General features: G+C 69.2%; 18 protein-coding genes and 1 pseudogene. 10 read left to right on the top strand and 9 right to left on the bottom strand.

Features of this window, described 5'->3' with window-relative positions; genetic code table 11:
* Positions 1-6: 6 nt before the first annotated feature.
* Positions 7-807 carry an alpha/beta fold hydrolase gene (locus tag UK23_RS29065; protein ID WP_045314854.1) on the top strand — a complete coding sequence of 267 codons (801 nt, stop codon included), beginning with the start codon at positions 7-9 and terminating at the stop codon, positions 805-807.
* Here the strand turns inward: UK23_RS29065 and UK23_RS29060 are convergent.
* A complete protein-coding gene (locus tag UK23_RS29060; protein ID WP_045314853.1) occupies positions 729-1,220 on the bottom strand; it encodes a metallophosphoesterase family protein in 492 nt (163 codons plus the stop codon). The two genes, UK23_RS29065 and UK23_RS29060, sit on opposite strands and share 79 nt — an antisense overlap.
* A gap of 61 nt (positions 1,221-1,281) precedes the next feature.
* Entirely contained in the window at positions 1,282-1,635 is a 354-nt protein-coding gene (locus UK23_RS29055; RefSeq protein ID WP_156213454.1) for a hypothetical protein, read from the bottom strand.
* A 107-nt stretch (positions 1,636-1,742) separates the two neighbouring features.
* Between UK23_RS29055 and UK23_RS29050 the strand changes: the two genes are divergently transcribed.
* Positions 1,743-3,278: a PKD domain-containing protein gene (locus UK23_RS29050; protein WP_045314851.1), complete on the top strand. Its 1,536-nt coding sequence runs from the start codon at positions 1,743-1,745 to the stop codon at positions 3,276-3,278.
* Positions 3,279-3,283: 5 nt separating this feature from the next.
* Positions 3,284-4,075: pseudogene (locus tag UK23_RS29045) on the top strand (Ku protein); the annotation flags it as partial.
* 15 nt (positions 4,076-4,090) lie between these two features.
* Here the strand turns inward: UK23_RS29045 and UK23_RS29040 are convergent.
* A complete protein-coding gene (locus UK23_RS29040; RefSeq protein ID WP_231114723.1) occupies positions 4,091-4,738 on the bottom strand; it encodes a PP2C family protein-serine/threonine phosphatase in 648 nt (215 codons plus the stop codon).
* 140 nt (positions 4,739-4,878) lie between these two features.
* Between UK23_RS29040 and UK23_RS29030 the strand changes: the two genes are divergently transcribed.
* The gene (locus UK23_RS29030; protein WP_156213453.1) at positions 4,879-7,488 is read left to right on the top strand and encodes an AfsR/SARP family transcriptional regulator; all 2,610 of its coding nucleotides are present in this window, start codon (positions 4,879-4,881) and stop codon (positions 7,486-7,488) included.
* Here the strand turns inward: UK23_RS29030 and UK23_RS29025 are convergent.
* The 4 genes from UK23_RS29025 to UK23_RS29010 form a co-directional block, all read right to left on the bottom strand.
* Positions 7,468-9,015: a PQQ-binding-like beta-propeller repeat protein gene (locus UK23_RS29025; protein ID WP_045314848.1), complete on the bottom strand. Its 1,548-nt coding sequence runs from the start codon at positions 9,013-9,015 to the stop codon at positions 7,468-7,470. The genes UK23_RS29030 and UK23_RS29025 overlap by 21 nt on opposite strands.
* A gap of 73 nt (positions 9,016-9,088) precedes the next feature.
* Positions 9,089-10,126: an alpha/beta hydrolase family protein gene (locus UK23_RS29020; protein ID WP_045314847.1), complete on the bottom strand. Its 1,038-nt coding sequence runs from the start codon at positions 10,124-10,126 to the stop codon at positions 9,089-9,091.
* 45 nt (positions 10,127-10,171) lie between these two features.
* Complete coding sequence (locus tag UK23_RS29015; RefSeq protein WP_045314846.1) at positions 10,172-10,543, bottom strand: hypothetical protein; 372 nt, start codon at positions 10,541-10,543, stop codon at positions 10,172-10,174.
* Positions 10,544-10,589: 46 nt separating this feature from the next.
* Positions 10,590-11,363 carry a TetR/AcrR family transcriptional regulator C-terminal domain-containing protein gene (locus UK23_RS29010; RefSeq protein ID WP_045314845.1) on the bottom strand — a complete coding sequence of 258 codons (774 nt, stop codon included), beginning with the start codon at positions 11,361-11,363 and terminating at the stop codon, positions 10,590-10,592.
* A 74-nt stretch (positions 11,364-11,437) separates the two neighbouring features.
* Here UK23_RS29010 and UK23_RS29005 point away from each other — a divergent pair, with 74 nt between their 5' ends.
* Both UK23_RS29005 and UK23_RS29000 read left to right on the top strand, forming a co-directional pair.
* A complete protein-coding gene (locus UK23_RS29005; protein WP_045314844.1) occupies positions 11,438-13,693 on the top strand; it encodes an ATP-binding cassette domain-containing protein in 2,256 nt (751 codons plus the stop codon).
* Positions 13,690-14,472 (top strand): siderophore-interacting protein, encoded by a 783-nt coding sequence (locus UK23_RS29000; protein ID WP_045314843.1) that lies wholly within the window; start codon positions 13,690-13,692, stop codon positions 14,470-14,472. Before UK23_RS29005 ends, UK23_RS29000 begins: the two co-directional genes overlap by 4 nt.
* Here the strand turns inward: UK23_RS29000 and UK23_RS28995 are convergent.
* Positions 14,462-15,796 carry a glycosyl hydrolase family protein gene (locus UK23_RS28995; RefSeq protein ID WP_045314842.1) on the bottom strand — a complete coding sequence of 445 codons (1,335 nt, stop codon included), beginning with the start codon at positions 15,794-15,796 and terminating at the stop codon, positions 14,462-14,464. The two genes, UK23_RS29000 and UK23_RS28995, sit on opposite strands and share 11 nt — an antisense overlap.
* Positions 15,797-15,832: 36 nt before the next feature.
* Positions 15,833-16,816, bottom strand: coding sequence for a methyltransferase (locus tag UK23_RS28990; protein ID WP_045314841.1), 984 nt, complete (start codon positions 16,814-16,816; stop codon positions 15,833-15,835).
* 170 nt (positions 16,817-16,986) lie between these two features.
* On the opposite strand from UK23_RS28990, the gene UK23_RS28985 reads away from it, so the two are divergent.
* The 4 genes from UK23_RS28985 to UK23_RS28970 form a co-directional block, all read left to right on the top strand.
* Entirely contained in the window at positions 16,987-17,901 is a 915-nt protein-coding gene (locus UK23_RS28985) for an ABC transporter permease (protein WP_045314840.1), read from the top strand.
* Positions 17,898-18,893 (top strand): ABC transporter permease, encoded by a 996-nt coding sequence (locus tag UK23_RS28980; protein ID WP_045314839.1) that lies wholly within the window; start codon positions 17,898-17,900, stop codon positions 18,891-18,893. Before UK23_RS28985 ends, UK23_RS28980 begins: the two co-directional genes overlap by 4 nt.
* 14 nt (positions 18,894-18,907) lie before the next feature.
* Positions 18,908-20,572, top strand: a complete 1,665-nt coding sequence (locus UK23_RS28975; RefSeq protein ID WP_045314838.1) for an ABC transporter substrate-binding protein — start codon at positions 18,908-18,910, stop codon at positions 20,570-20,572.
* On the top strand, positions 20,569-21,154 hold a 586-nt coding region (locus UK23_RS28970), incomplete at its 3' end, for an ABC transporter ATP-binding protein (protein WP_045314837.1). The genes UK23_RS28975 and UK23_RS28970, both read left to right, overlap by 4 nt.

The raw sequence follows: 21,154 nt of genomic DNA, 5'->3' as shown, positions 1-21,154 counted from the left end.
AATGGCATGTTCGACGGGCTGCGATCCACTGCACGCGAAAGCGTGGTCAGGGCGTTGTGGGACGTGCCGAGGCTGCTGCGTCATCCGGTGTGGCGAACCGCCGATCCGGGACAGGGCAACGGTCTGGGCGTCGTGCTCGTGCCGGGCTTCGGCGCGGGCGAGATGAGTCTGTCACCGGCCGCCTCGTGGCTGCGGGCACGCGGCTACCGGCCGGCCGCCGCCGGTGTCGGGTTCACCGTCGGCTGCACCGCGGAACTGCTGGCAAAGGTCTTGCGCACCACCGAGAAGCACGTCGAGCGCACCGGTCGTCCGGTGGTGCTGCTCGGCCAGAGCCGTGGCGGCGGCATCGCGCGCCTCGCCGCCGCCCGGCATCCCGAGCTCGTGCACGGCCTGGTGATGCTGGGCAGTCCGGTGCTCGACCCGATGGGCGCGCACCCCAACGTCATGCGCATCGCCCGGTTCCTCACCCGGCTCGCCGCCGCCGGAGTGCCGGGGCTGCTCGACGACGACTGCATGCGGGGACCGTGCTTCGACGAGCACGTGAAGACGCTCGCCGAACCGTTGCGGGTACCCGCGATCTCGGTCTTCTCCAAAGTGGACGCCATCGTGCCGTGGCAGCTGTGCCAGGACCCGTACGCCGAGTGCGTCGAGGTGCACAGCACGCACACCGGCATGGGTTTCGACCCGCTGGTCTACGAGCTGCTGGGGCCGCGACTCGCTGAATGGGCTCAGGAGACCGGCACGATCCGCGCGTCCAGCAGGACACCGTCCACAACGTCCAGCAGCCCGATCGTGCCCTGCGGCTGACGACGCTTGTCCGTGGGCGAACCGGGGTTGAAGACGCGGAACCCGTCCTGCTCCTCGTCCCACGGGATGTGCGAGTGCCCGAACACGACGAGCCGGGAAGCCGGGAACCGGCGGCGCATCCGAGCGAGCCGGCCGGTCTTCTGACCGCTGTCGTGGATCATCGCGACCGGCAGCCCCTCGATCTCGAGCTCGACCGTCTCCGGCGCACCCCACGCCACCACGTCGGGCCCGTCGTTGTTGCCGCACACCGCGACCACGGGCGCGTACTCAGCCAGCTCGTCCAGCACAGGAGCGACGCACACGTCACCGCCGTGCAGGATCAGGTCGGCGGACCGCAGATGCGCGGCCACGGCCGGTGGGCACCGCTTCCAGAACCGCGGCGCGTGGGTGTCGGACAGCACGACGACTCTCACACCCAGACGGTAACTCGGGGTGTGGCCGCCGTGCATGCGCAGGCGGCCACGCCCCGTGCCCCTAGAGGCCGCCGCAGTCGTTCTCGTACGGCAGGTTCGCGCGTTCGTTGCCCTTGAAGAAGATGGCGCTGGCCATGTAGCGGCCACCGTCCATCGAGCTCACCTTGATCCAGATGTTGTTGTAGATGCCGTAGGCGTGGACGGTCTCCCCACGCGTCCAGCAGATGCCGATGGTGCTGGTCTCGGGCGGAAGCGTCCACGCGATCGGGCAGGACGTGGCCTCACAGGTGCGGACGTTCACGTCGGCCCACGTCGTCACCGTCGGGTACGGCGGCAACGGCACATCTGCCAGTGCCACACCGGATCCCGCGACCAGCGCGGCCGCGGAGAGCAGCATCCCCAGTACGAATCTCATGTACGTCCTCCCAGTGGTTCGTCGATCATGGGCAGGAAACGCACCTCACACATTTGGGGTTGCACGACCGACTAACGAGACGCTGCCGTACCGTAAACTGACGGCCCATGAGGGCGTTCCCCGCAGTGGTTGCCGCGGTCCTGATCTCCGGCTCAACCCCCGCCGTAGCAGCAGTTTCTCCTGACTACCCGCTGATCCTCGACGTCGACGTGACGGCCGTGTGCGGTCAACCGTCAACGGGACGAGTCACGTTTTTCAACCCTGCCAACAAGAACGTCGAATGGCGGATTCGACAGAACGGCGCGGTGATCACCGGCACCGGCACGGACTTCGCGCTGCCCGGCCGCGGCGAGTTCCTGGTGGACGCGCGCGAACCGGGCCGTGCGTACGGAAAGGTGTGGCACGACGAGGTCCCGGACGGCTGCGACCCCGTGCGGGTCGTGTCGGTGGGCGACTCCGTGGTGTGGAACCAGGGCGTCGACCAGCACCAGAAGTTCCCGCGGCTGACCGCGTCGTTGCTCGGCAAGGCGACCGGGCGCGGGTTCGTGCACCGCGACTACTCGATCTCGGGCGCCGTGCTCGACGCCCCGGACGTGGCCTGCCCCGGCGAGTACGTCCAGGACCCCGACGGTGACGGCGAGATGGAGCTCGGCGAGGTCACCGCGCAGCTGCCGGACGTGTTCTGCCAGCTGGACGAGGCTGCTCAGGCCAAGACCGACCTGGTGATCATCAACGGCTGCATCAACGACATGGACCCGTTGCTCGGCATCCCGCTGGGCATCACGCCCGGCACCGAGGACGTCCCGGCGGCGGTGCGGCGCGAGTGCGGCGGTGTCGGTGCGGCGCCCACGAACCCCGCGCGCGACGTCCCCTACTTCAGTGGCGCCAAGGTCGGCTACGGCGGGCGGGGCATGCGGGACGCGATCGAGAAAGCGCATTCCCTGCCTGGCCGGCCGAAGGTGCTGGTGGTCGACTTCTACTACGCGCTCAGCCGGGCGAGCTTCGTACCGCGCTGGTTCTGCACGGACCGCGGGTTCTCCGCCCGGAACGAACAGCTGTGCCTGCAGAACATCGGCCGGGCCCCGCAGCGGTTCGAGCAGTTCACCCGCGAGTCGGCCGAGGCCTACCGGACGGCCGTCGCGGAGGCGAACGCTGCTTCGGCCGACGGGCCGTTCGCCGTGGTGGGCGACGGGTTGTTCACGCTGGACAACGCGGCGTTCGCGGCGGATCGCAAGGTCTGGCAGCTGCCGCACGAGGACGAGCAGTTCTCGTTGCGACAGCAGGCATGCCCCCGGTACAGCGCCACGGCGGTGCAATGCCTGACCGCGGCCGTCGCCCATCCCGACACCACCGGCTCGCGGCAGTACGCCGAGAACTTCCTGCGCAACCAGCAACTGCGGGCGTGGTTCGGGCTCGACTCCGCGCAGGCCACGATCGGCGTCGAGCGCAGCGGCGACACCGTCACGTTGCAGGCACCTGCGGGCAGCGACTTCCGCTGGTACTTCGGCGACGGAACCAGTGCCGCGGGCGGCCGGCAGGTCACCCACACGTACACCACGAGCGGGCCGCACCTGCCGCGCGTCGTGGTGGACGGCAGGCTGCACGAAGCCCGTGATTCGGTGCGGGTGAAAGCGGGTACCTGACCCGCATGGCACGAGCGATCTGGAGCGGGTCGGTCAGTTTCGGGCTGGTGAGCATCCCGGTGGAGCTGTACAGCGCCACCACGGACCACACGGTGCACTTCAACCAGTTCCAGCGCGGCACGTCCGACCGCATCCGGTACAAGCGCGTCAACGAGCGCACCGGTCGCGAGGTGCCCTACGACAAGATCGTGAAGGGCCACGAGGCCGGCGACGGCGAGTACGTGATCGTGGAACCCGAGGAGCTGGACGACATCGCGCCGGGCCGGTCCCGGACGCTCGACATCGAGGCGTTCGTGGACCTCGACGAGATCGACCCGGTGTTCTTCCAGAAGACCTACTGGCTCGGCCCGGCCAAGCCGGAGTTCTCCCGCCCGTACCTGTTGCTGGCGCAGGCGATGAAGAAGACGAACAGGGCCGGGATCGCGGTGTTCGTCATGCGCGGCAAGCAGTACCTGACCGCGCTCAAGGAGGACAACGGGATCCTCGCCGTGCACACGCTCTTCTTCGCGGACGAGATCCGCGAGCCGAAGGACGTGCTGGAGATGCCAGAGGGCCGGGCGCCGCGCGGCAAGGAGCTCGACATGGCCGTGTCGCTGGTCGAGTCCATGGCCGACGACTGGAACCCGAAGGACTACCGCGACACGTACACCGAGCGCGTGAACAAGCTGATCAAGGCCAAGCAGAAGGGCCGTGAGGTCGTCGTCGAGGCCGAGCCTCCCGAGGCCACGGGGGTCGTGGACCTCATGGAGGCGTTGCAGCGCAGCGTCGAGGCGAGCAAGAGCAAGCGGGGCAAGAAGAAGGCAGGCTGACGGTCAGCTGACGACCAGCGCCGTCGCGTTGTCCGTCCCGCCCGCGTACAAAGCCGCGCGCACGAGCCGCTCCGCCGACGCGTGTCCGGCCATGATCGCCTCGATCCCGTCGTGCCCCAACGGCCCGTAGACGCCATCGGACGCGAGCACGAGCCGCGCGGCCCGTGTCGCCGCCCGCCCGATGTTCTCCGCGGTGGCGTGCCGGACCGTGTTCGTCACGACGTGCTCCAGCCGCGGCTCCGGCACCACCCCGCGCTCGCGGAAGTACTCGGCCACCGTGTGGTCGCTCGTGAGCTGCACGAGGTCGTCGCCGGCCGAGGCGTACGCGCGGGCGTCTCCTGCCCACGCGATGTCGAAGCCCCCGTCCGGCCGGGCCACCGCGACCACGATCACGGCGTCGCCGCTGTGCACCTGCAGCGCGTCGTGCGCGGCCAGGATCGCGGCGACCGGGTCGGTGAGCAGGGCTGCGGCTTGAGCGGCGGCCCAAGCAGCCTCGGCGGCGGCCTGCGAGTCGCCCACCCCGTCGGCGACCACGAAGGTGCGGCGGCCGTTGGTGGCGTAGGCGTCGGCGTTGTGCGTGCGCGGGCCGCGTTCCGAGGCGTACGTGACTGTCAGCGCTGTGCCCAGCGGCATGGTGCGATCGATCAGCATGGCGACCTCCCTGACTCCACTAAGCCGCGCGTGCCTAGGAGTCTGCTGTCAGCACCCTGAGAAAAGCTCTAGAATTTCGCTGCCCGGCGAAACCGGTCCACGCGGTGTGACCGGCCGCGGGAACGGATACGGTGATCAACGTGCGGTTCACGGTGTTCGGCGGGGTCTCGGCGCGGGCAGGCGACCGCACGACCGAGTTCGGCCCGACGCGGCTGGGAGCCCTGCTGGGAGTGCTGCTGGTCGACGCCGGCCGGGTGGTCGGCGCCGACGAGCTGGTCGAACGCGTCCTCGGGGACGCGCCGCCCGCCCGTGCCCGCGCGATGACGCAGACGTGGCTGACCCGGTTGCGGCAGACGTTGCCCGGCCTGATCGAGCGCGAGGCGGGCGGGTACGTGGTGCGGGTCGATCCGCTGGAGATCGATCTGCACCTGTTCCGCCACCTCGTGCGCACCGGCCGCACCGCAGAGGCCCTCGCCCTGGCCGGCGAGGACCTCCTGTCCACTCTGGACACTCCGTGGGCGCGCCGGCAGCGTGCCGGTTTCGCGGACGAACTGCTCGCGGCCCGGCTCGACCACGTGGACGCACGGCTCGGCGCGGGCGAGCACAGCGCTGTGGTGCCCGAGCTGCACACGCTTGCGGCGCAACGACCTCTGGACGAACGCGTCGCGGCCCAGCTGATCGAGGCGTTGCACGGCAGCGGTCGCACGTCCGACGCGCTGACCCACTTCGACGTGCTCAAGGCCAGGCTGGCGACCGAGCTGGGCGCGGAACCGTCCCGGCAGCTCACCACCCTGCACCGGCGGCTGCAGACCGCCTCGGCGCCGCGGCAGCTGCCCGCCGCGCCCAAACCGTTCACGGGCAGGGCGGTGGAGCTGGCCGAGCTGGACCAGGCGCCGAACGGCGTCGTCGTGATCACCGGCACCGGCGGCGTCGGCAAGACCTCGCTCGCCGTGCACTGGGCGCACCGGGCCGCGGAACGGTTCCCGGACGGCCAGCTGTACGTGAACCTGCACGGCTTCGGGCCGTCCGGTGCGGCGCTGGGCCCCGGTGACGCGCTGCTGCGGTTCCTGTCGGCGCTGGACGTGCCGCGCGCGAAGGTGCCGCACGACCTGGCCGGGCAGTCGGCGTTGCTGCGGGACGCGCTGGCCGGCAAGAAAGTCCTGATGCTGCTGGACAACGCGACCGACGCCGACCAGATCGAACCTCTGCTGCCGCGCACGCCCGACACCCACGTGGTGGTCACGAGCCGCACCGCGCTCAAGCCGTCGCACCGGGCGCGGTCGCTGTCGCTCGGCCTGCTGCCGCCCGACGACGCCCGCGAGCTGCTGGCCGCGCGCATCGGTCACGACCGCGCGCAGGCCGAACCGGAGGCCGTCGACACCGTGGTCCGCCGCTGCGCCCGCCTGCCGCTGGCCCTCGCGGTCGCTGGTGCACGGGCGGCGACGCAGCCGGAGTTCCCGCTGGCAGCGCTGGCGGACGAGCTGGCCGACCTCGACGCGTTCGCCGACGACGATGACGTCACCGCGGACCTGCGGTCGGTGTTCTCCCACTCCTGCAAGGCACTCAGCCCGGCGGCGTTGCGGCTGTTCCGGTTGCTCGGGCTGATGCCGGGCTCGGACATCAGCCTCGCGGGCGCGGCATCCCTGGCCGGGCTTCCGGTGCAGGAGACCGAGACGCTGCTGGCGGAACTGGCCAGGGCGAACCTGATCGAGAAGTCGGAGCCGGGCCGGTTCACGTGCCACGACCTGCTGCGCGACTACGCGGCCGAACTGGCCCAGCACGACGAGGGCGAGCAGGCGCTGAACCGGCTGCTCGACCACCTCGCGCTCACCGGCGTCGAGGCGGGTGTCGCGTTCACCCCGACCCGCCGCCGCCCGATCACCCCCGAACCGGGTCCCGGCGTGGTCGTGCCGCCGATGGGCACGCGCGAGGAGGCGTTGAGGTGGCTCATGGCGGAGCACCCGACGTTGATGGCCGCGCTGCCCCTCGGCACGCCGGAGCAGACGTGGCTGATGGGCTGGTCGCTCGCGGACGTCCTCGACCGGCAGGCGCGCTACCAGGATCTGCTGACGTCCCAGCAACTCGCGCTCGCCGCGGTCGAACAACTCGGCGACACCGACGGGATCGGCCGCACGCTGATCAACGTCGGCCGGGGGCTCGGCAGGCTCAAGCGGCTCGGCGAGTCCAGGGCCGTGCTGGAGCGGGCGTTCGAGGTGTACGAGGGCGACGCGGCCGGGCAGGCCGGTGTGCTGCTGAACATCGCGATGCTGTGCACCGACGACCAGATCCACGAGGCGATGGAGTACACGCGGCGCGGGCTCGTGTTGTTCGAGGAGAGCGGCGACCAGTACGGGCAGGCCAACGCCCTGACCGGACTGGCGTGGGGCTACGGCAAGATCGGCGACTACGCCGCCTCGGTCTCCTACTCCGAGCGCGTCATGCCGATGTGGCAGGCGATGGGCCACCTGTTCGGCCAGGGCGAGACGTGGGACAACCTCGGCACCGCCTACCTCGGGCTGCGTGATTTCCCGCGCGCCGTGCACGCGTTCACCCAGTCGTCCGCGTGCTTCCGGCTCGGCGGCGACCTCCCGCACGAAGCCGCGGCCTACGAACAGCTCGGCGACACCCACGCGGCCGCGGGTGACGCCGAGTCTGCTCGCCTCGCCTGGCAGAAATCGCTCGAACTGCGAGTCGGCGCAGGACTTTCTGCTGATTCCGTCCGCGCGAAACTAGAGGCCGAACGCGAGTAGCACGTGCCCGTACGGGTTCGTGTACGGCGCGAAGTAGCCGGACTGGACGTAGACCATGCCGTCCGACACCACCGCACCCGTGCCGGGACCGGCCAGGTTGCCGCCGCTTCCGGTCAACCCGTTGACACCCTTCACGTCCTGGATGGTGTCGTAGGTCCACAGGATCTTGCCGGTCTTCGCGTTGTACGCGCGGAACTTGCCGTCCTGCGCGCCCAGCCACACCACACCGGGCGTGCTGGTCACCGGAACACCATGTGCGGGCCCGCATCCCGGCTGCCCGGCCGCACCACCCGTGTCGCAGCCGTCAGCGGGTGCCGGCGTCTCCCACAGGACGTTGCCCGTGGCGGGATCCACCGCGAACAGCTTGCCCGGATCGGCGGCGTAGGTGGCGATGTAGAGCCGCTTGCCGTCGTAGCTCGCACCCCACTGGATGCCGCCGATACCGCCGCTGGGCCACGGCGAACCCAGCTGCCGCCGCCACACGACCTGGCCGGTCTTCGCGTCGAACACGTGGTAGACGCCCAGCTTCTGCCCCACACCGACGAGCTGCCTGCCACCCACCTCGAACAGGTTCGGCATCGAGCCGATGTCGTAGTCGAGGTTGGTGTTGTCCTTGAGCCCCGGGCAATATCCCTCGGGATCCGGCTCGTTGCACGCCCCGCGCCACGTGTCGGCGTCGGTGACCTGGTTGGTCCACTTGACCCGTCCGGTGCGGGTGTCGAGCGCCAGCAACGAGTCGAACTCGCCGCCCTTGCCGGTGTAGTTCTGCCCGGTGCCGACGTAGAGCGTGCCGGTCCTGCGGTCGATCACCGGCGAGCTCCACACCCCGGCGCCGGACGGCTCGAACCGCTTGACGCCGTTGGGCCACGTCCCCACCTCGACGGGCTCCGGCACCGTGTAGTGCCGCCACACCAACGCACCCGTGTCGACGTCGTAGGCGTCGATGTGCCCGCGGAACGTGCAGCACGGGAAGTCGCGCGGCAACACGTTCTCGCTGCTGGAGGTCCCGACGTACACGAGTCCGTTGTAGACGATCGGCGAGCTGGTGGTCATCGCCGCGACGGTGGTGTCCAGCTGCGCCTGCCAGCGCTGCCGCCCGGTCCGCTGGTCGAGCGCGAACAACCTGCCCGCGCTGTCCCCGAAGATCACCTTGCCGTCCGCGACCGTCGGCCCGTCGGAGTTGTACGTGGCCCTGCTCGCCTTCGGGAGCTCGAACTCCCACTTGCCGGCACCGGTACGGGCGTTGCGCGCGTAGAACTTGCCGTCCGGGCTGCCGAAGTAGATCGTGTCGCCGACAACGGCCGGCTGGCTGCGGACGAACTCGACCTCGCCCTTCGGGTAGGCGAACGCCCACTTCAGCTTGAGCTTGCTCGCGTTGTTCTGGTTGAGGCGCCACTCGGCCGCGTTGTGCCTCGAACCGTTGAGGTCCTTCTGCCATCCGGCCCAGTCGCCGTTGTTGCGGGCGGTGGCGGGTCCGGCGGTCAGGACTATGAGCGCCGCAGTGAGCAGCGCAGTTGTCTTGAGCATGGAATTTCCCCCTTCCACCACCACCTTGGCAGTGGTGGAAGGGGGCCGCGACCACTTAAAGTCGCGTTCAGGCTTAGCCGATCGGTTGATGTGTCACGACGTCGACGCCCTGGTAGCCCTCGCTGACGATCGGGTTTCGCCGATTCAGGAGGTACTGCCGGAAGAACGCCGGGATGTAGCTGGTGGCGACCTTCCGCTGCTCCTCCTGGGTCAGCGTCGGGCCGTCCGCACAGTGGTTGTCGTGGTCGTAGGACCACTCGGTGTTGAAGAAGTTGTGGTTGGCCCGCTTCGGTGTCACCAGGTGGATCGGGACCAGGTTGCGGCCCTGGGCGTTGGTCACGTACCCGGCAGCCTGCCCGGCGATGGCGTCGCAGTCGCCGGCCACAACCGCGAACGGGATCTTCGTGATGCGGTAGTCGAGGTTCTCCGGCGCCTCCGGGTCCGGCGCGTAGTAGCCGGCAGGGGCCAGCGGAAGAACAGCCCTGATCCGCACACCTCGCGGCAGCGCGGCGATGTGCTTGTCCGAAGCCTGGTAGACCGCGCCCCGCCCGCCGCGGGAGTGGCCGAGCGTGCCGACGTTGGTCAGGTCCACGTGGTTCTTGAAACCGCTGAGCATGCGAGTGAGCGGCCCCTTGCCGTCGTTGAGGTCACGCCACATCTCCAGGTGCTTGCTCATCACCGCGGCTCGCGCGACGTCCGCGATCTCGCCCATCTCACCGGCGTTGACGCCGTTCACGCTCACCGACACGGCCACGAAACCCTGCCGCGCCAGCTCCTCCCCCAGGTAGTCGTATCCGCGGTAGCTCGGGAACGCGTCCCCGGCCGGACACGGCCAAGCCCACTGCTCGCCCTGGCAGGGCTTCCAGAAACCGTGCGCCAGCAACACGAGCGGCCGCTTGCCGACGAGCGTGCGCGGGGCGTGCACGATCGCGGTGAGCTCGAGGTCCGCGACGGGACCGCCCGGTTCGGTGTGAAAGCCGGGCACCTGGAAGGCCCGATCACCGAGCGAGTACTCGACCCTTCTGACGCTGTTGTCCGGAGCTGCGGAGGTGGTCGGCGCGGTCAGCACCATCGCACACGCGACGGCGGCCGCGGCTTTGCCGAATGCCATGCGGTGATCCAACCGAGCACTTTTGCGGGTCTTGTGCGGACCGTGTCACGGTTCTGCCACAGTGAAGTGGCCCGCGAACCCCCGGAACCGCTCCGCCAAAGGCCCTTCCGCCTTGCTCAACGACCGCCACAGCTCCAGATGCCGGTCCACCGCCGTCCGGTCGCTCACCAGCACGACGACGGATCCCTGCCGCGCCAACGACTCCGCGACCTCGTCGTAGCCGTGGAACTGGAACACCAGCGGCCGGGTGCCGACGAGCGTGCGGGGCGAGTGGACCACCGCGCGCAGGTCGCCGACCGAGTACTCCATCGTCATGACGGCGGGCCGGTGGTGCCGCACCGAGGTGGCGGCCGCCGTGCTCGGCGCGGTCAGCACCATCGCACACGCGACGGCCACCAGGAGTCTGCCGATCGACATGGACACGATCCCATCGGGTCCATGTGCCATGAAGGTCCGGAAATTGTCACGGTTTTGCCACAGCAGCCTCGATGCCGTCCAAAAGGACGAGCAGACCACTGCGGAAGTTCTCCAACGCGTCGTTCTCCAGGTACGGCAACGAAGGATCGATGGGCTCTCGATCGTTCTCCAGCACGTGCAGCATCGGGAACTTCTTGTCCAGCTCCGGTTCGAGCTCCATCAGCACGGCGGACCGCGCGTACCACCACTCCTCGTCCGCCTCACCGGTCGCGCCACCGGCGGCACGGGCTTCGGTGATGGTCTGGGCGGCGCCGCGCACGAAGTAGTTGATCGCCCCGACGATGCCGCGCAGCTGGCGTCCCGGCAGGCCGGTCGAGACCAGGATCGCCGCCAGGGCCTCGATCACCGCGAACTCGTGCGGGCCGAGCACCGGACGGGCCTGCGACACCTGCAGCACCCACGGGTGACGACCGTAGAACTCCCACATGTCGTGCGCCCACTGAGTCACCGCAGGCCGCCAACCGTCGTCCAACGAATACGCCCCGGGCAGCTCGGACATCGTGCGGTCGTACATGAGGTCGACCAGCTCGTTCTTGCCCGGCACGTAGGTGTAGAGCGCCATCGCGGTCCGGCCGAGGCGCTCCCCCACCGCGCGCATCGAGAACGCAATTCCCTGCTCGTCGGCGACCGCGATGCCCGCGTCGACGATCGCGTCCACGCTCAGACCGGGCTTCGGGCCAGGACGGGATTCGACGACAGAGCCGCGCCAGAGCAGCTCGATGGACCGGCGCGGGTCACCCTGACCTGCGTAGACGACCACAGTTGCCACTCCTTACGCCGTAAAGTAACCTGGTCGGCCGATACTTTACGGCATAAAGAATCACAGGGGGAAGTGTGACTGCTGCCGACAGCCATGACGTGATCCAGGTGCGCGGCGCCAGGGAGAACAACCTCGCGGACGTCTCGCTCGACGTCCCGAAGCGCCGCCTGACCGTGTTCACCGGCGTGTCCGGTTCCGGCAAGTCCTCGCTGGTCTTCGGCACGATCGCGGCCGAGTCCCAGCGCATGATCAACGAGACCTACACCGCGTTCCTGCAGTCGTTCATGCCCTCGATCGGGCGCCCGGACGTGGACGCGCTGCACAACCTCAGCGCGGCGATCATCGTCGACCAGGAGCGGATGGGCGCGAACTCCCGCTCCACCGTCGGCACGGCCACCGACGCGCACACCATGCTCCGGATCGTCTTCAGCCGCCTGGGCACGCCGCACGTGGGCACGTCCGGCGCGTTCAGCTTCAACCTGCCCGAGGGCATGTGCCCGGCCTGCGAGGGCCTGGGCAAGGTCACCACCATCGACGTGGACGCCATCGTCGACAAGTCCAAGTCGCTCAACGAAGGCGCGATCGACGCCCCGAACTACGGCGTCGGCACCTGGTACTGGAAGGTCCTCGCGCACTCCGGCCTCTACCCCGCCGACCAGCCGATCAGCACCTTCACCGGGCAGCAGCTCAACGACTTCCTCCACAAACCGACGACGAAGCTCGGCATCGGCGGCACCAACGTCACCTACGAAGGCCTGATCCCGAAGCTGCAGCGGACGATCCTGAGCAAGGACCGCGAGTCGATGCAGCCGCACGTCAAGGCGTTCGTCGACCGGGCCGTCACGTTCGCCACCTGCCAGGCCTGCCGGGGCGCACGGCTCAACGAGGCCGCGCTCAGCTCCAAGATCCGCGGCGTGAACATCGCCGACTGCTGCGCGATGCAGATCAGCGACCTCGCGCAGTTCGTGCACGGCATCGGCGACCCGTCCGTCGCACCGCTGCTGGCCACGTTGCGCAGCACCCTCGACTCGCTGGTCGAGATCGGCCTCGGCTACCTGTCGCTCGACCGCGAGTCCGCGACGCTGTCCGGCGGCGAGTCGCAGCGCGTGAAGATGGTGCGGCACCTGGGATCCTCGCTCACCGACATCACTTATGTGTTCGACGAACCGACCGTCGGCCTGCACCCGCACGACATCCAGCGCATGAACAACCTCCTGCTGCAGCTCAGGGACAAGGGCAACACCGTGCTGGTCGTCGAGCACAAGCCGGAGACCATCGCGATCGCCGATCACGTCGTCGACCTCGGCCCCGGCGCGGGTGTCAACGGCGGCCACCTCTGCTACTCCGGTGACGTCGCCGGGCTGCGTTCCTCGGGCACGCTCACCGGGCGCCACCTCGACCACCGCGCCAAGCTGCGGCCGGAGTTCCGGTCCCCGCAAGGCTTCCTGACGATCCAAGGCGCTCGGACCAACAACCTCAAGGACGTCAGCGTCGACATCCCGCTCGGCGTGCTGACCGTCGTCACCGGCGTGGCGGGCTCCGGCAAGTCGTCGCTGATCCACGGGTCACTGCGCAAGCGACCCGACGTCGTGACCGTCGACCAGTCGCCGATCCGCGGGTCGCGCCGGTCCAACCCCGCCACCTACACCGGGCTGCTCGACTCCGTCCGCACGGCGTTCGCCAAGGCCAACGGCGTGAAGGCGGCTCTGTTCAGCGCGAACTCCGCAGGCGCTTGCGAGAACTGCAAGGGCATCGGACTCGTCTACACCGACCTGGCGATGATGGCCGGCGTCGCGACGGTGTGCGAGAAGTGCGAGGGCAAGCGGTTCACGCCAGAGGTGCTGCGCTACACGTTGCGGGGCAAGAACATCAGCGAGGTGCTCGGCATGTCCGTCGCCGAGGCTCTGTCGTTCTTCCCGTCCGGCCAGGCACATTCCGTGCTGAGCCGCCTCAACGACGTGGGCCTGTCGTACCTGTCGCTCGGCCAGCCGCTGACCACGCTGTCCGGCGGCGAGCGGCAACGGCTCAAGCTCGCCATCCACATGGCCGAGAAGGCGTCGACCTACGTGCTGGACGAGCCGACGTCCGGCCTGCACCTCGCCGACGTCGACCAGTTGCTCGGCCTGCTCGACCAGCTCATCGACGCGGGCAACACCGTGATCGTCATCGAGCACCATCTGGCCGTGATGGCGCACGCCGACTGGATCGTCGACATGGGTCCGGGCGCCGGGCACGACGGCGGCCAGGTCGTGTTCACCGGCACGCCGGCCGACCTGGTCGCTCAGTCGACCACTCTCACCGCCCAGCACCTGAAGGAGTATTTGGCATGAGCCTGCTGACGGTGACCGCGGTCGTCCCGCTGACTCCGCGCATGGTCCGGATGACGTTCACCGGCGACGGCCTCGCTGAGGTCGGGAGCTGGCCTGACCAGCAGCTGAAACTGTTGTTCCCCAAGCCGAACGGGCCTGCCTTCGTGTCGGATTCCGAGGACGTCGGCGTCTGGTACCAGGCCTACCTCGCCATGCCCGAGCCCGAACGGCCGTGGATGCGCGGCTTCACCGTCCGCTCGCTGGTCGACGGCGTGCTGACCGTGGACTTCGTGTTGCACGGCGACCACGGTCCCGCCTCGAAATGGGCAGCTCACGCCAAGCCGGGCGACGTCATCGGCCGATTCGGGCCGTCCGCCGACTACGCCCGGCCGCTCGGAAACGCCGGCCTGCTGGTGTTCGCGGGCGACGAAACGGCTTTGCCCGCGATCGCCTCACTGCTGGAACTGCTGCCCGCCGGGCAGAGGCGGCTGGTGTTCGTGGAAATCGAAGATCCGGCCGAGGAACAGGACATCCCCGGCGTGCGGTGGGTGCATCGCAGCGCCGGGGAGGACCTGGTCTCGGTGGTGACGGCCCAGGACGTGCCGTCGTCGACCTGGGTGTGGCTGGGCGGCGAGGCCTCCGCGGTGCGCGCACTGCGGAGGCACTTCGCCGGACTCGGCGTGTCCAAAAAGGACATCGAGTTCTCCGGCTACTGGCGCCGCGCCCTCACCCAGGACGACGCGCCGACCGCCGACGACCTCGCCGAGGCCCAGGAGCGGATCGCCGCACTCAGCGAGTGACGACCAGGACCGCGCTGCTGGCCGGCACGTCGACCGTGGTCGTCGTGCCGGTCACCTTCGCGTTCTTGGGCCGTGGCGTGAACTTCGCGTTCTTCCCGACCTTCGACCCCGCGATGGTGATCTCCTTGGAGTCCAGCGCGGGAGCGGTCAGCACGTAGACCTTGGCGCTGTGAGCCTTCTTCGGCAACGTGATCGTCGTCGTCATCGCGCTCGTGCCCTTGTTGTTGACGAACACGTTGTCGCCGACGCCCCACGCCGTGACGTCAGTGGCACCGGAGACGGTCGCGGAGTGGTAGGCACCGGGCCCGGCCAGCTTCCACAACAGCTCGCCGTAGTAGACCGCCTGCACGCCAGCAGGATCGAGCCCGTCGTAGCGGATCGGCGAGTAGTGCAGCGGGAACTGCGTCGACGTGCCGCCGTGGAAGTTGATGCCCGAACCCTGCCGCGCCGCGACGCCCGACATGTAGTCCAGCGACCACAACGCCGCCGCCTGCACGTTGCTCACGCCGTCCGCGCCGCCGTGGAAGTAGTTGTTCGCCTCGGTGACGCGCCACTGCACGATCCCGTTGGCGGACCAGGCCTTCTCCATCGCGGCCGAGATGTTCGGCAGCCGGCCCGACGAGTTGGACGCCAGCATGCCGGGGATGTTCGCCTCGGTGTTCTTCGCGATGTAGACGTGCGTGGACAGGATGCTCGCACCCCTGTCCTTCTGCGTGCGGGCGAAGTCCTCTGCCCACGAGCTGCTGTTCGCCTGACCGGGGCCGTCGAACTTCGCGCCCGGCACCTTCGCCCTGATCGCGTCGGCGTACTTGCCGAACAGCGCCTCGTACTCCGGCCACGTCTTCACGTAGACGTTGGGCTCGTTGCCGATCTCGAACGCCACCAGGTCCCTGCCGAGGATCCGCGTGGCAGCCGCCGCCTCGTCGGCAGCGGCCTCCGGCGTGTTGGTCTTGAGGTTGATGCCGTAGACGATCTTCCACCCGGTGGCCTTCGCGAACAGCGAGAGCTCCTGGATGTCGGAAGCCGTCACCTCGGTCGGCTTGCCGCCGGTGCCGGACGGGTTCCAGGTGGTCATGTCCACCAGGTTGCCGCCGATGCGCAGCAGGCTCGGGCCGAGCAGCCGGAAGAGCCGGACCAGGTCGGCGTTGCGGGCGTTGAACATCCGCGCCCCGACCCGGTCCTTCTCGTAGCTGAAGCCGGCGAAGTCCTTGCCGACGCTGCTCTTGCTGGTGGGATCCACCCGCACGCCCACGCCGGGCGCGGCCTGGGCGGGGGTGCCGGTGAAGAGGATCAACAGGGCCGCGACGACCGCTGCTCGACGCATGGGAGTCCCTTCGTCAGTGCGGCGGCGGTCCTCACCTTAGATCGGATGTTTGCGGAATTCGAGCACCGAGTGGTCACCCGGAACCTCTGTTACCCCTCCGAGCGTCAATCCGTGCGGTTCTGCCAGCTTCGTCAGCTCTTCGACGCTCCGCTCACGTCCGCCGAAGTGCACCAGCATGATCAGATCCATCTCGGTCGCGGCGCCCACACCTCGGATGCCTTCGACCACGACCAGCCTTGCACTTGCCGGCATGGCCTCGGCGCAGCGGCCCAGGATCCGACCGGCGCTGTCGTCGTCCCAGTCGTGCAGGATGTCGAACAGCAGGTAGGCGTCACCGCCCGCGGGCAACGGGTCGAAGAAGCTGCCCTGCGTCACCTCGGCACGGTCGCCCAGGTTCTGCCGGGCCGGACCGACCTCCAGGTCGACGAGGTGGCCGCGGACGTCCGGGTGCGCGGCGAGCACGGCCGCGAGCAGGTCGCCTGGCCCGCCTCCGACGTCCACGATCAACCCGAACCGCGCCCAGTCCACCGCGTCGACGAACTTCGGCACCCGCTGGCGGATCCGCCAGGTCATCTGCCGGTCGAACGCCTCGCGCAGGTGCGGCTGCTCGTCGAGATCGGCCCAGAAGCCCTGCCCGTAGCGCAGCGGGTAGGCGGGCTCGCCGGTGCGGACGCTGTGCAGCAGATCGACGAAGGCCAAATCGGCGCGCCCGGCCGCGGTGTCCTGATGGAGGAGGTTGTGCAGGCCGGTGCCGGCGTCCGCGCAGAGGTTCGCACCGAAGCCGGTGGTCCGGTAGCCGTCACCGACCCGTTCAACGATGCCGAGGGTGGTGAGGTGGCCGAGGAGCAGCTCGAGGGCTCCTGGGTCGACGCCGAGCTCCTCGGCGAGGTGATCGACGGCCGCGGCCCCGCCGGCCCTCAAACGATCCGGCAGGCCCAGTGTCACCGCGACCCGCAATGCCATCGGCGTGACCAGACCGGCCATCTCCCGGAGCGTCTTCACGTCGTTCTCGTTCCCCATGAAGATCCACCCTGCCACCCTCGTGCAACCTAATTTCTGTCAGCACTGAAGTAATAGCACTGAAGAATTCTCACCTTGTGGACACGACATCTCGATGTCACCTGGTCGGCCTACGGTGTCAGCGCCAGCGATCATCTCCCGAGATCGCCCCGAAGAAGCAGGTCACGAAGTTGTCATCTCCCGTCGCGCGGTCCGTGCCCGCCGCGGTCAGATCGGTGCTCGCCCGCGACCGCTGGGCGCTCGCCGGCACCGTCGCCGTCGTCGTGATCGGCCTGGTCGCGATCTTCGCGGACGTCCTCACCGCCATCGAGGGCCACGACCCGTACACCTACGACTCGACCGCGCTCGATCCCGCGAACGGGCTGCCTGCGGGGTCGTTCGGCGGCGTGAGCGGTGAGCACTGGTTCGGGGTCGAGCCGCTCACCGGCCGGGACCTGTTCGCGATCGTCGTGCACGGCGCGCGCACGTCGTTCCTGATCGGTCTCGCGGCCACGCTGGTGTCGATCGGGCTGGGCGTGCTGATCGGCGCGGCCGCGGGCTACCTCGGCGGCTGGGTGGACCGGGTGATCACCTGGAGCGCCGACGTGTTCCTGGGCTTCCCGTACCTGGTGTTCATGATCGCGCTCGGCGCGGTCGTGCCGGCCGACTTCCCGCGGGCACTGCTGCTGATCATCGTGATCGGGTTCTTCGGGTGGCCGACGACCGCGCGGATCGTGCGGTCGCAGGTGCTCACCCTCAAGGAGCGCAACTTCGTGAAGGCCGCCCGCACGCTCGGGGCGTCGCCGTGGCAGGTGTTCCGCACCGAGCTGCTGCCGAACCTCTGGGGCCCGGTGCTGGTGATGGCAACGTTGTCGGTGCCCGGCAAGATCGGGCTGGAGGCCGCGCTGTCGTTCCTCGGCGTCGGCGTGCTGCCGCCCACGCCCAGCTGGGGGCGGTCGATCAGCGCCGCGATCGACTGGGTCGCCGTGGATCCCGCGTTCCTGCTGTTCCCCGGTCTCGCGCTGTTCGCGGTCACCTGGGGGTTCAACGCGCTGGGCGACGGGCTGCGCGACGCCCTCGACCCGAAGTCGGGGGTGCGCCGGTGAGAACGCTCAGGTTCGCCGCCGCCCGGCTCGGTGGCACGGTGCTCGTGCTGCTCGTCGTGGCGTTCTGCACGTACATCGTCTTCTACCTGGTGCCCTCGGATCCGGCGCTGATGGCGTGCGGCAAGCCGTGCACGCCGGAGAACCTCGCGCTGGCACGGGAGTTCATGGGCTTCGACGAGCCGTGGTGGCAGCAGTTCCTCACGTTCCTCGGCGGGATCTTCACCGGGCGGACGTTCGGCACCGGGCCGACCGCGATCCACTGCACCGCGCCCTGCTTCGGCTACTCGTTCCAGCAGAACGCCGACGTGCTGGAGCTGATCGGCGGCCGCCTGCCGGTCACGGTCTCGCTCGCCGTCGGCGCCGCGGTGCTGTGGGTGGTGCTGGGCGTGGCCGTGGGTGTGTACGCCGCGCTGCACAAGGGCTCCTGGTTCGACCGCGCCGCGGTGGCCGGGTCGGTGATCGGGGTGTCCGCGCCGGTGTACCTGGTGGGACTGCTCGGGATCCTCGTGCTCGGGTTCCAGCTCGACGTGGTGCCGGTCGGCAACTACACCGAGCTCTCCGAGGATCCGGTGCGGTGGGCGTGGGGGCTCGTGCTGCCGTGGTTCGTGCTGGCGTTCGCGCACGGCGCGTTCTACGTCAAGCTCACCCGCACTCAAATGCTCGAGACGATGAGCGAGGACTTCATCCGCACCGCGCGGGCCAAGGGCGTGCCCGAGCGGACGGTCGTCGGCAAACACGCGCTGCGCAACGTGCTGCTGCCCGTCGTGACGCTGACCGGTATCGAGCTCGGGTCGCTGCTCGGTGGCGCGGTGATCACCGAGCGCGTGTTCAGCCTGCCGGGCCTGGGCGGTCTGCTGATCGACGCGGTGCACTCCCGCGACCTGCCGACACTGCTCGGCTGCACGTTGTTCGCCGGTTTTCTCGTTGTCGTCGCCAACGCGGTCGTCGACCTGTCCTACGGCCTGCTCGATCCTCGAGCACGGCTCACCTGAGGGAGGAAAGTCCGTTGTACCGCAAGAAGTTTCTTGCCGTCGTGCTGCTCGGGGCCCTGGGGGTCTCCGCGTGCGGGGCGAACGACCAGAAGGCCTCCGGTGACGCCAAGCCCGAGAAGGGCGGCACGCTGCGCATCCTGTCCGAGTCGCGCTCGATCAACTTCGACCCTGCCAAGTCGCAGAACCTCGCGATCACCCAGCTCGCCCTGGTGCACCGCAGGCTGACCGGCTGGCAGAACGCCGTCGGCCAGCCCGCGAAGGTCGTGCCCGACCTCGCCGACACCGGCAAGACCACCGACGGCGGCAGGACCTGGACGTTCACCCTGCAGGACGGGCTGAAGTTCAGCGACGGCACGCCGATCACGTCCGCCGACGTGAAGTGGGGCGTCGAGCGCTCGTTCGCGCCGGCGTTCGGCGGCGGTCTCGGCTACCACAAGGACCTGCTCGGCGGCGGTGACTACAAAGGACCGTTCGAGGGCAAGGAACTCGACTCCATCAAGACCCCGGACGAGAAGACCATCGTCTTCACCCTGACCCGCCCGTACGGCGACTGGCCGTGGATCGCGTCCACGCCCGCGTTCGCGCCGGTGCCGAAGGGCAAGGGCGCCGAGGCGGACTACGCCGAGCACGCCATCGCGTCCGGCCCGTACCAGATCGCGAGCTACCAGAAGGGCGTCGAGGTCAAGCTCTCCCGGAACCCGCACTGGGAGGCCGCCAAGGACCAGGTGCGCACGGGCCTGCCGGACGAGGTCGTCATCCAGCTCGGCCAGGAGGCCTCGGTCGTCTCGCAGCGTCTCGCCGCCGACTCCGGTGACGACAAGTTCGCGTTCGGCGCGTCGTTCGTCTCCCCCGCCCAGCTCGCGCAGCTGCAGGGCAACGCCGCGGCCAAGTCCCGGCTCGTGACGTCGAAGTCCGGCGCGGTCGCGTACCTCGGCCTCAACACCCAGAAGGCGCCGCTGAACAACGTCAAGGTGCGCCAGGCGTTCCAGTACGCGGTGAACAAGGCCGCCTACCAGGTCGCGTCCGCCGGTTCGGCCGCGCTCGCCGGGGACACCGCCTCCACGTTGATCACGCAGGGCATCGAGGGCCGCGAGCAGTTCGACCTCTACCCCACGAAGCCCGAGGGGGACCCGGAGAAGGCGAAGCAGCTGCTCGCCGAGGCCGGTTTCCCGAACGGCCTGGACAACCTCACCCTGGTGCTGAACAAGTCCAACAACCTCACCGACAAGTCCGAGGCCATCCAAGCGGCGCTGGCCCGCGCGAACATCAAGGTCACCATCCGGTCGCTGGAGACGGACGCGTACGAGACCGAGACGAACCTCGCGGAGAACCCGGCATACGACCTCACGCTGGCGTCGTGGCAGCCGGACTTCCCCAGCGCCAACTCGAACATCCAGCCGCTCTTCGCCTCGTCGGAGATCGGCAGGGGCGGCTACAACCTCTCCCGGTACTCCAACGCCGAGGTGGACAAGCTGATCGGGGAAGCGCAGTCCACTGTGGACCCCGTTGAGGCCGGCAGGAAGTGGGCCGCGATCGACAAGCGGATCCTGCAGGACTCGCCGGTGGTGCCGCTGATCTACACCCGCAACTCGTTCCTGCACGGCTCGAAGGTCGGCAACTTCTTCATCGCCGACTTCCCGGCCTACCCGAACTACCTGCAGCTGGGCCTCACCAAGTGAGTGACCTGCTGTCCGTCGAGAACGTCTCGGTGGAGTTCGGTTCCTCCGCGGTGGTCAGCGAGGTCTCCTTCTCGCTGGCCACCGGGGAGGTCCTCGCCGTCGTCGGCGAGTCGGGTTCCGGCAAGACCGTGACCGCGATGTCGTTGCTGGGCCTGCTTCCCGCGAGCGCTTCCGTGTCGGGAAAGGCGTTGCTGGCCGGGCGCGATCTGTACTCGTTGTCGCCGGCCGAGCTGCGTTCGGTGCGGGGCAACGAGGTCGGCATGGTGTTCCAGGAACCCATGAGCGCCCTCAACCCGGTCTTCACGATCGGCAGCCAGATCGTGGAGGCGGTGCGGGTGCACCGTTCGGTCTCGCGTTCCGCGGCGAAGGCACGGGCGCTCGAGCTGCTGCGGCTGGTCGGACTGCCCGAGGAGCGGTTCAGGGCGTTCCCGCACGAGATGTCCGGTGGTCAGCTGCAACGCGTGGTGATCGCCATCGCGGTGGCGAACGAGCCGTCGCTGCTGATCGCCGACGAGCCGACCACCGCGCTGGACGTGACGGTGCAGGCCGAGATCCTCGGTCTGCTGCGGGACCTGCGCGACC

It is taken from the genome of Lentzea aerocolonigenes (assembly GCF_000955955.1).
Taxonomy (GTDB): Bacteria; Actinomycetota; Actinomycetes; order Mycobacteriales; family Pseudonocardiaceae; genus Lentzea; species Lentzea aerocolonigenes_A.
This window is presented reverse-complemented; position numbering and strand designations above follow the sequence as displayed.

Bases quoted from the DNA above. Each gene is read 5' to 3' on its own strand.
- UK23_RS29000 (WP_045314843.1), top strand. From the start codon at position 13,690: ATGAGCCTGCTGACGGTGACCGCGGTCGTCCCGCTGACTCCGCGCATG.
- UK23_RS29055 (WP_156213454.1), bottom strand. From the start codon at position 1,635: ATGAGATTCGTACTGGGGATGCTGCTCTCCGCGGCCGCGCTGGTCGCG.
- UK23_RS28995 (WP_045314842.1), bottom strand. From the start codon at position 15,796: ATGCGTCGAGCAGCGGTCGTCGCGGCCCTGTTGATCCTCTTCACCGGC.
- UK23_RS29050 (WP_045314851.1), top strand. From the start codon at position 1,743: ATGAGGGCGTTCCCCGCAGTGGTTGCCGCGGTCCTGATCTCCGGCTCA.
- UK23_RS29065 (WP_045314854.1), top strand. From the start codon at position 7: ATGTTCGACGGGCTGCGATCCACTGCACGCGAAAGCGTGGTCAGGGCG.
- UK23_RS28990 (WP_045314841.1), bottom strand. From the start codon at position 16,816: ATGGGGAACGAGAACGACGTGAAGACGCTCCGGGAGATGGCCGGTCTG.
- UK23_RS29025 (WP_045314848.1), bottom strand. From the start codon at position 9,015: ATGCTCAAGACAACTGCGCTGCTCACTGCGGCGCTCATAGTCCTGACC.
- UK23_RS29040 (WP_231114723.1), bottom strand. From the start codon at position 4,738: ATGCTGATCGATCGCACCATGCCGCTGGGCACAGCGCTGACAGTCACG.
- UK23_RS29020 (WP_045314847.1), bottom strand. From the start codon at position 10,126: ATGGCATTCGGCAAAGCCGCGGCCGCCGTCGCGTGTGCGATGGTGCTG.
- UK23_RS29015 (WP_045314846.1), bottom strand. From the start codon at position 10,543: ATGTCGATCGGCAGACTCCTGGTGGCCGTCGCGTGTGCGATGGTGCTG.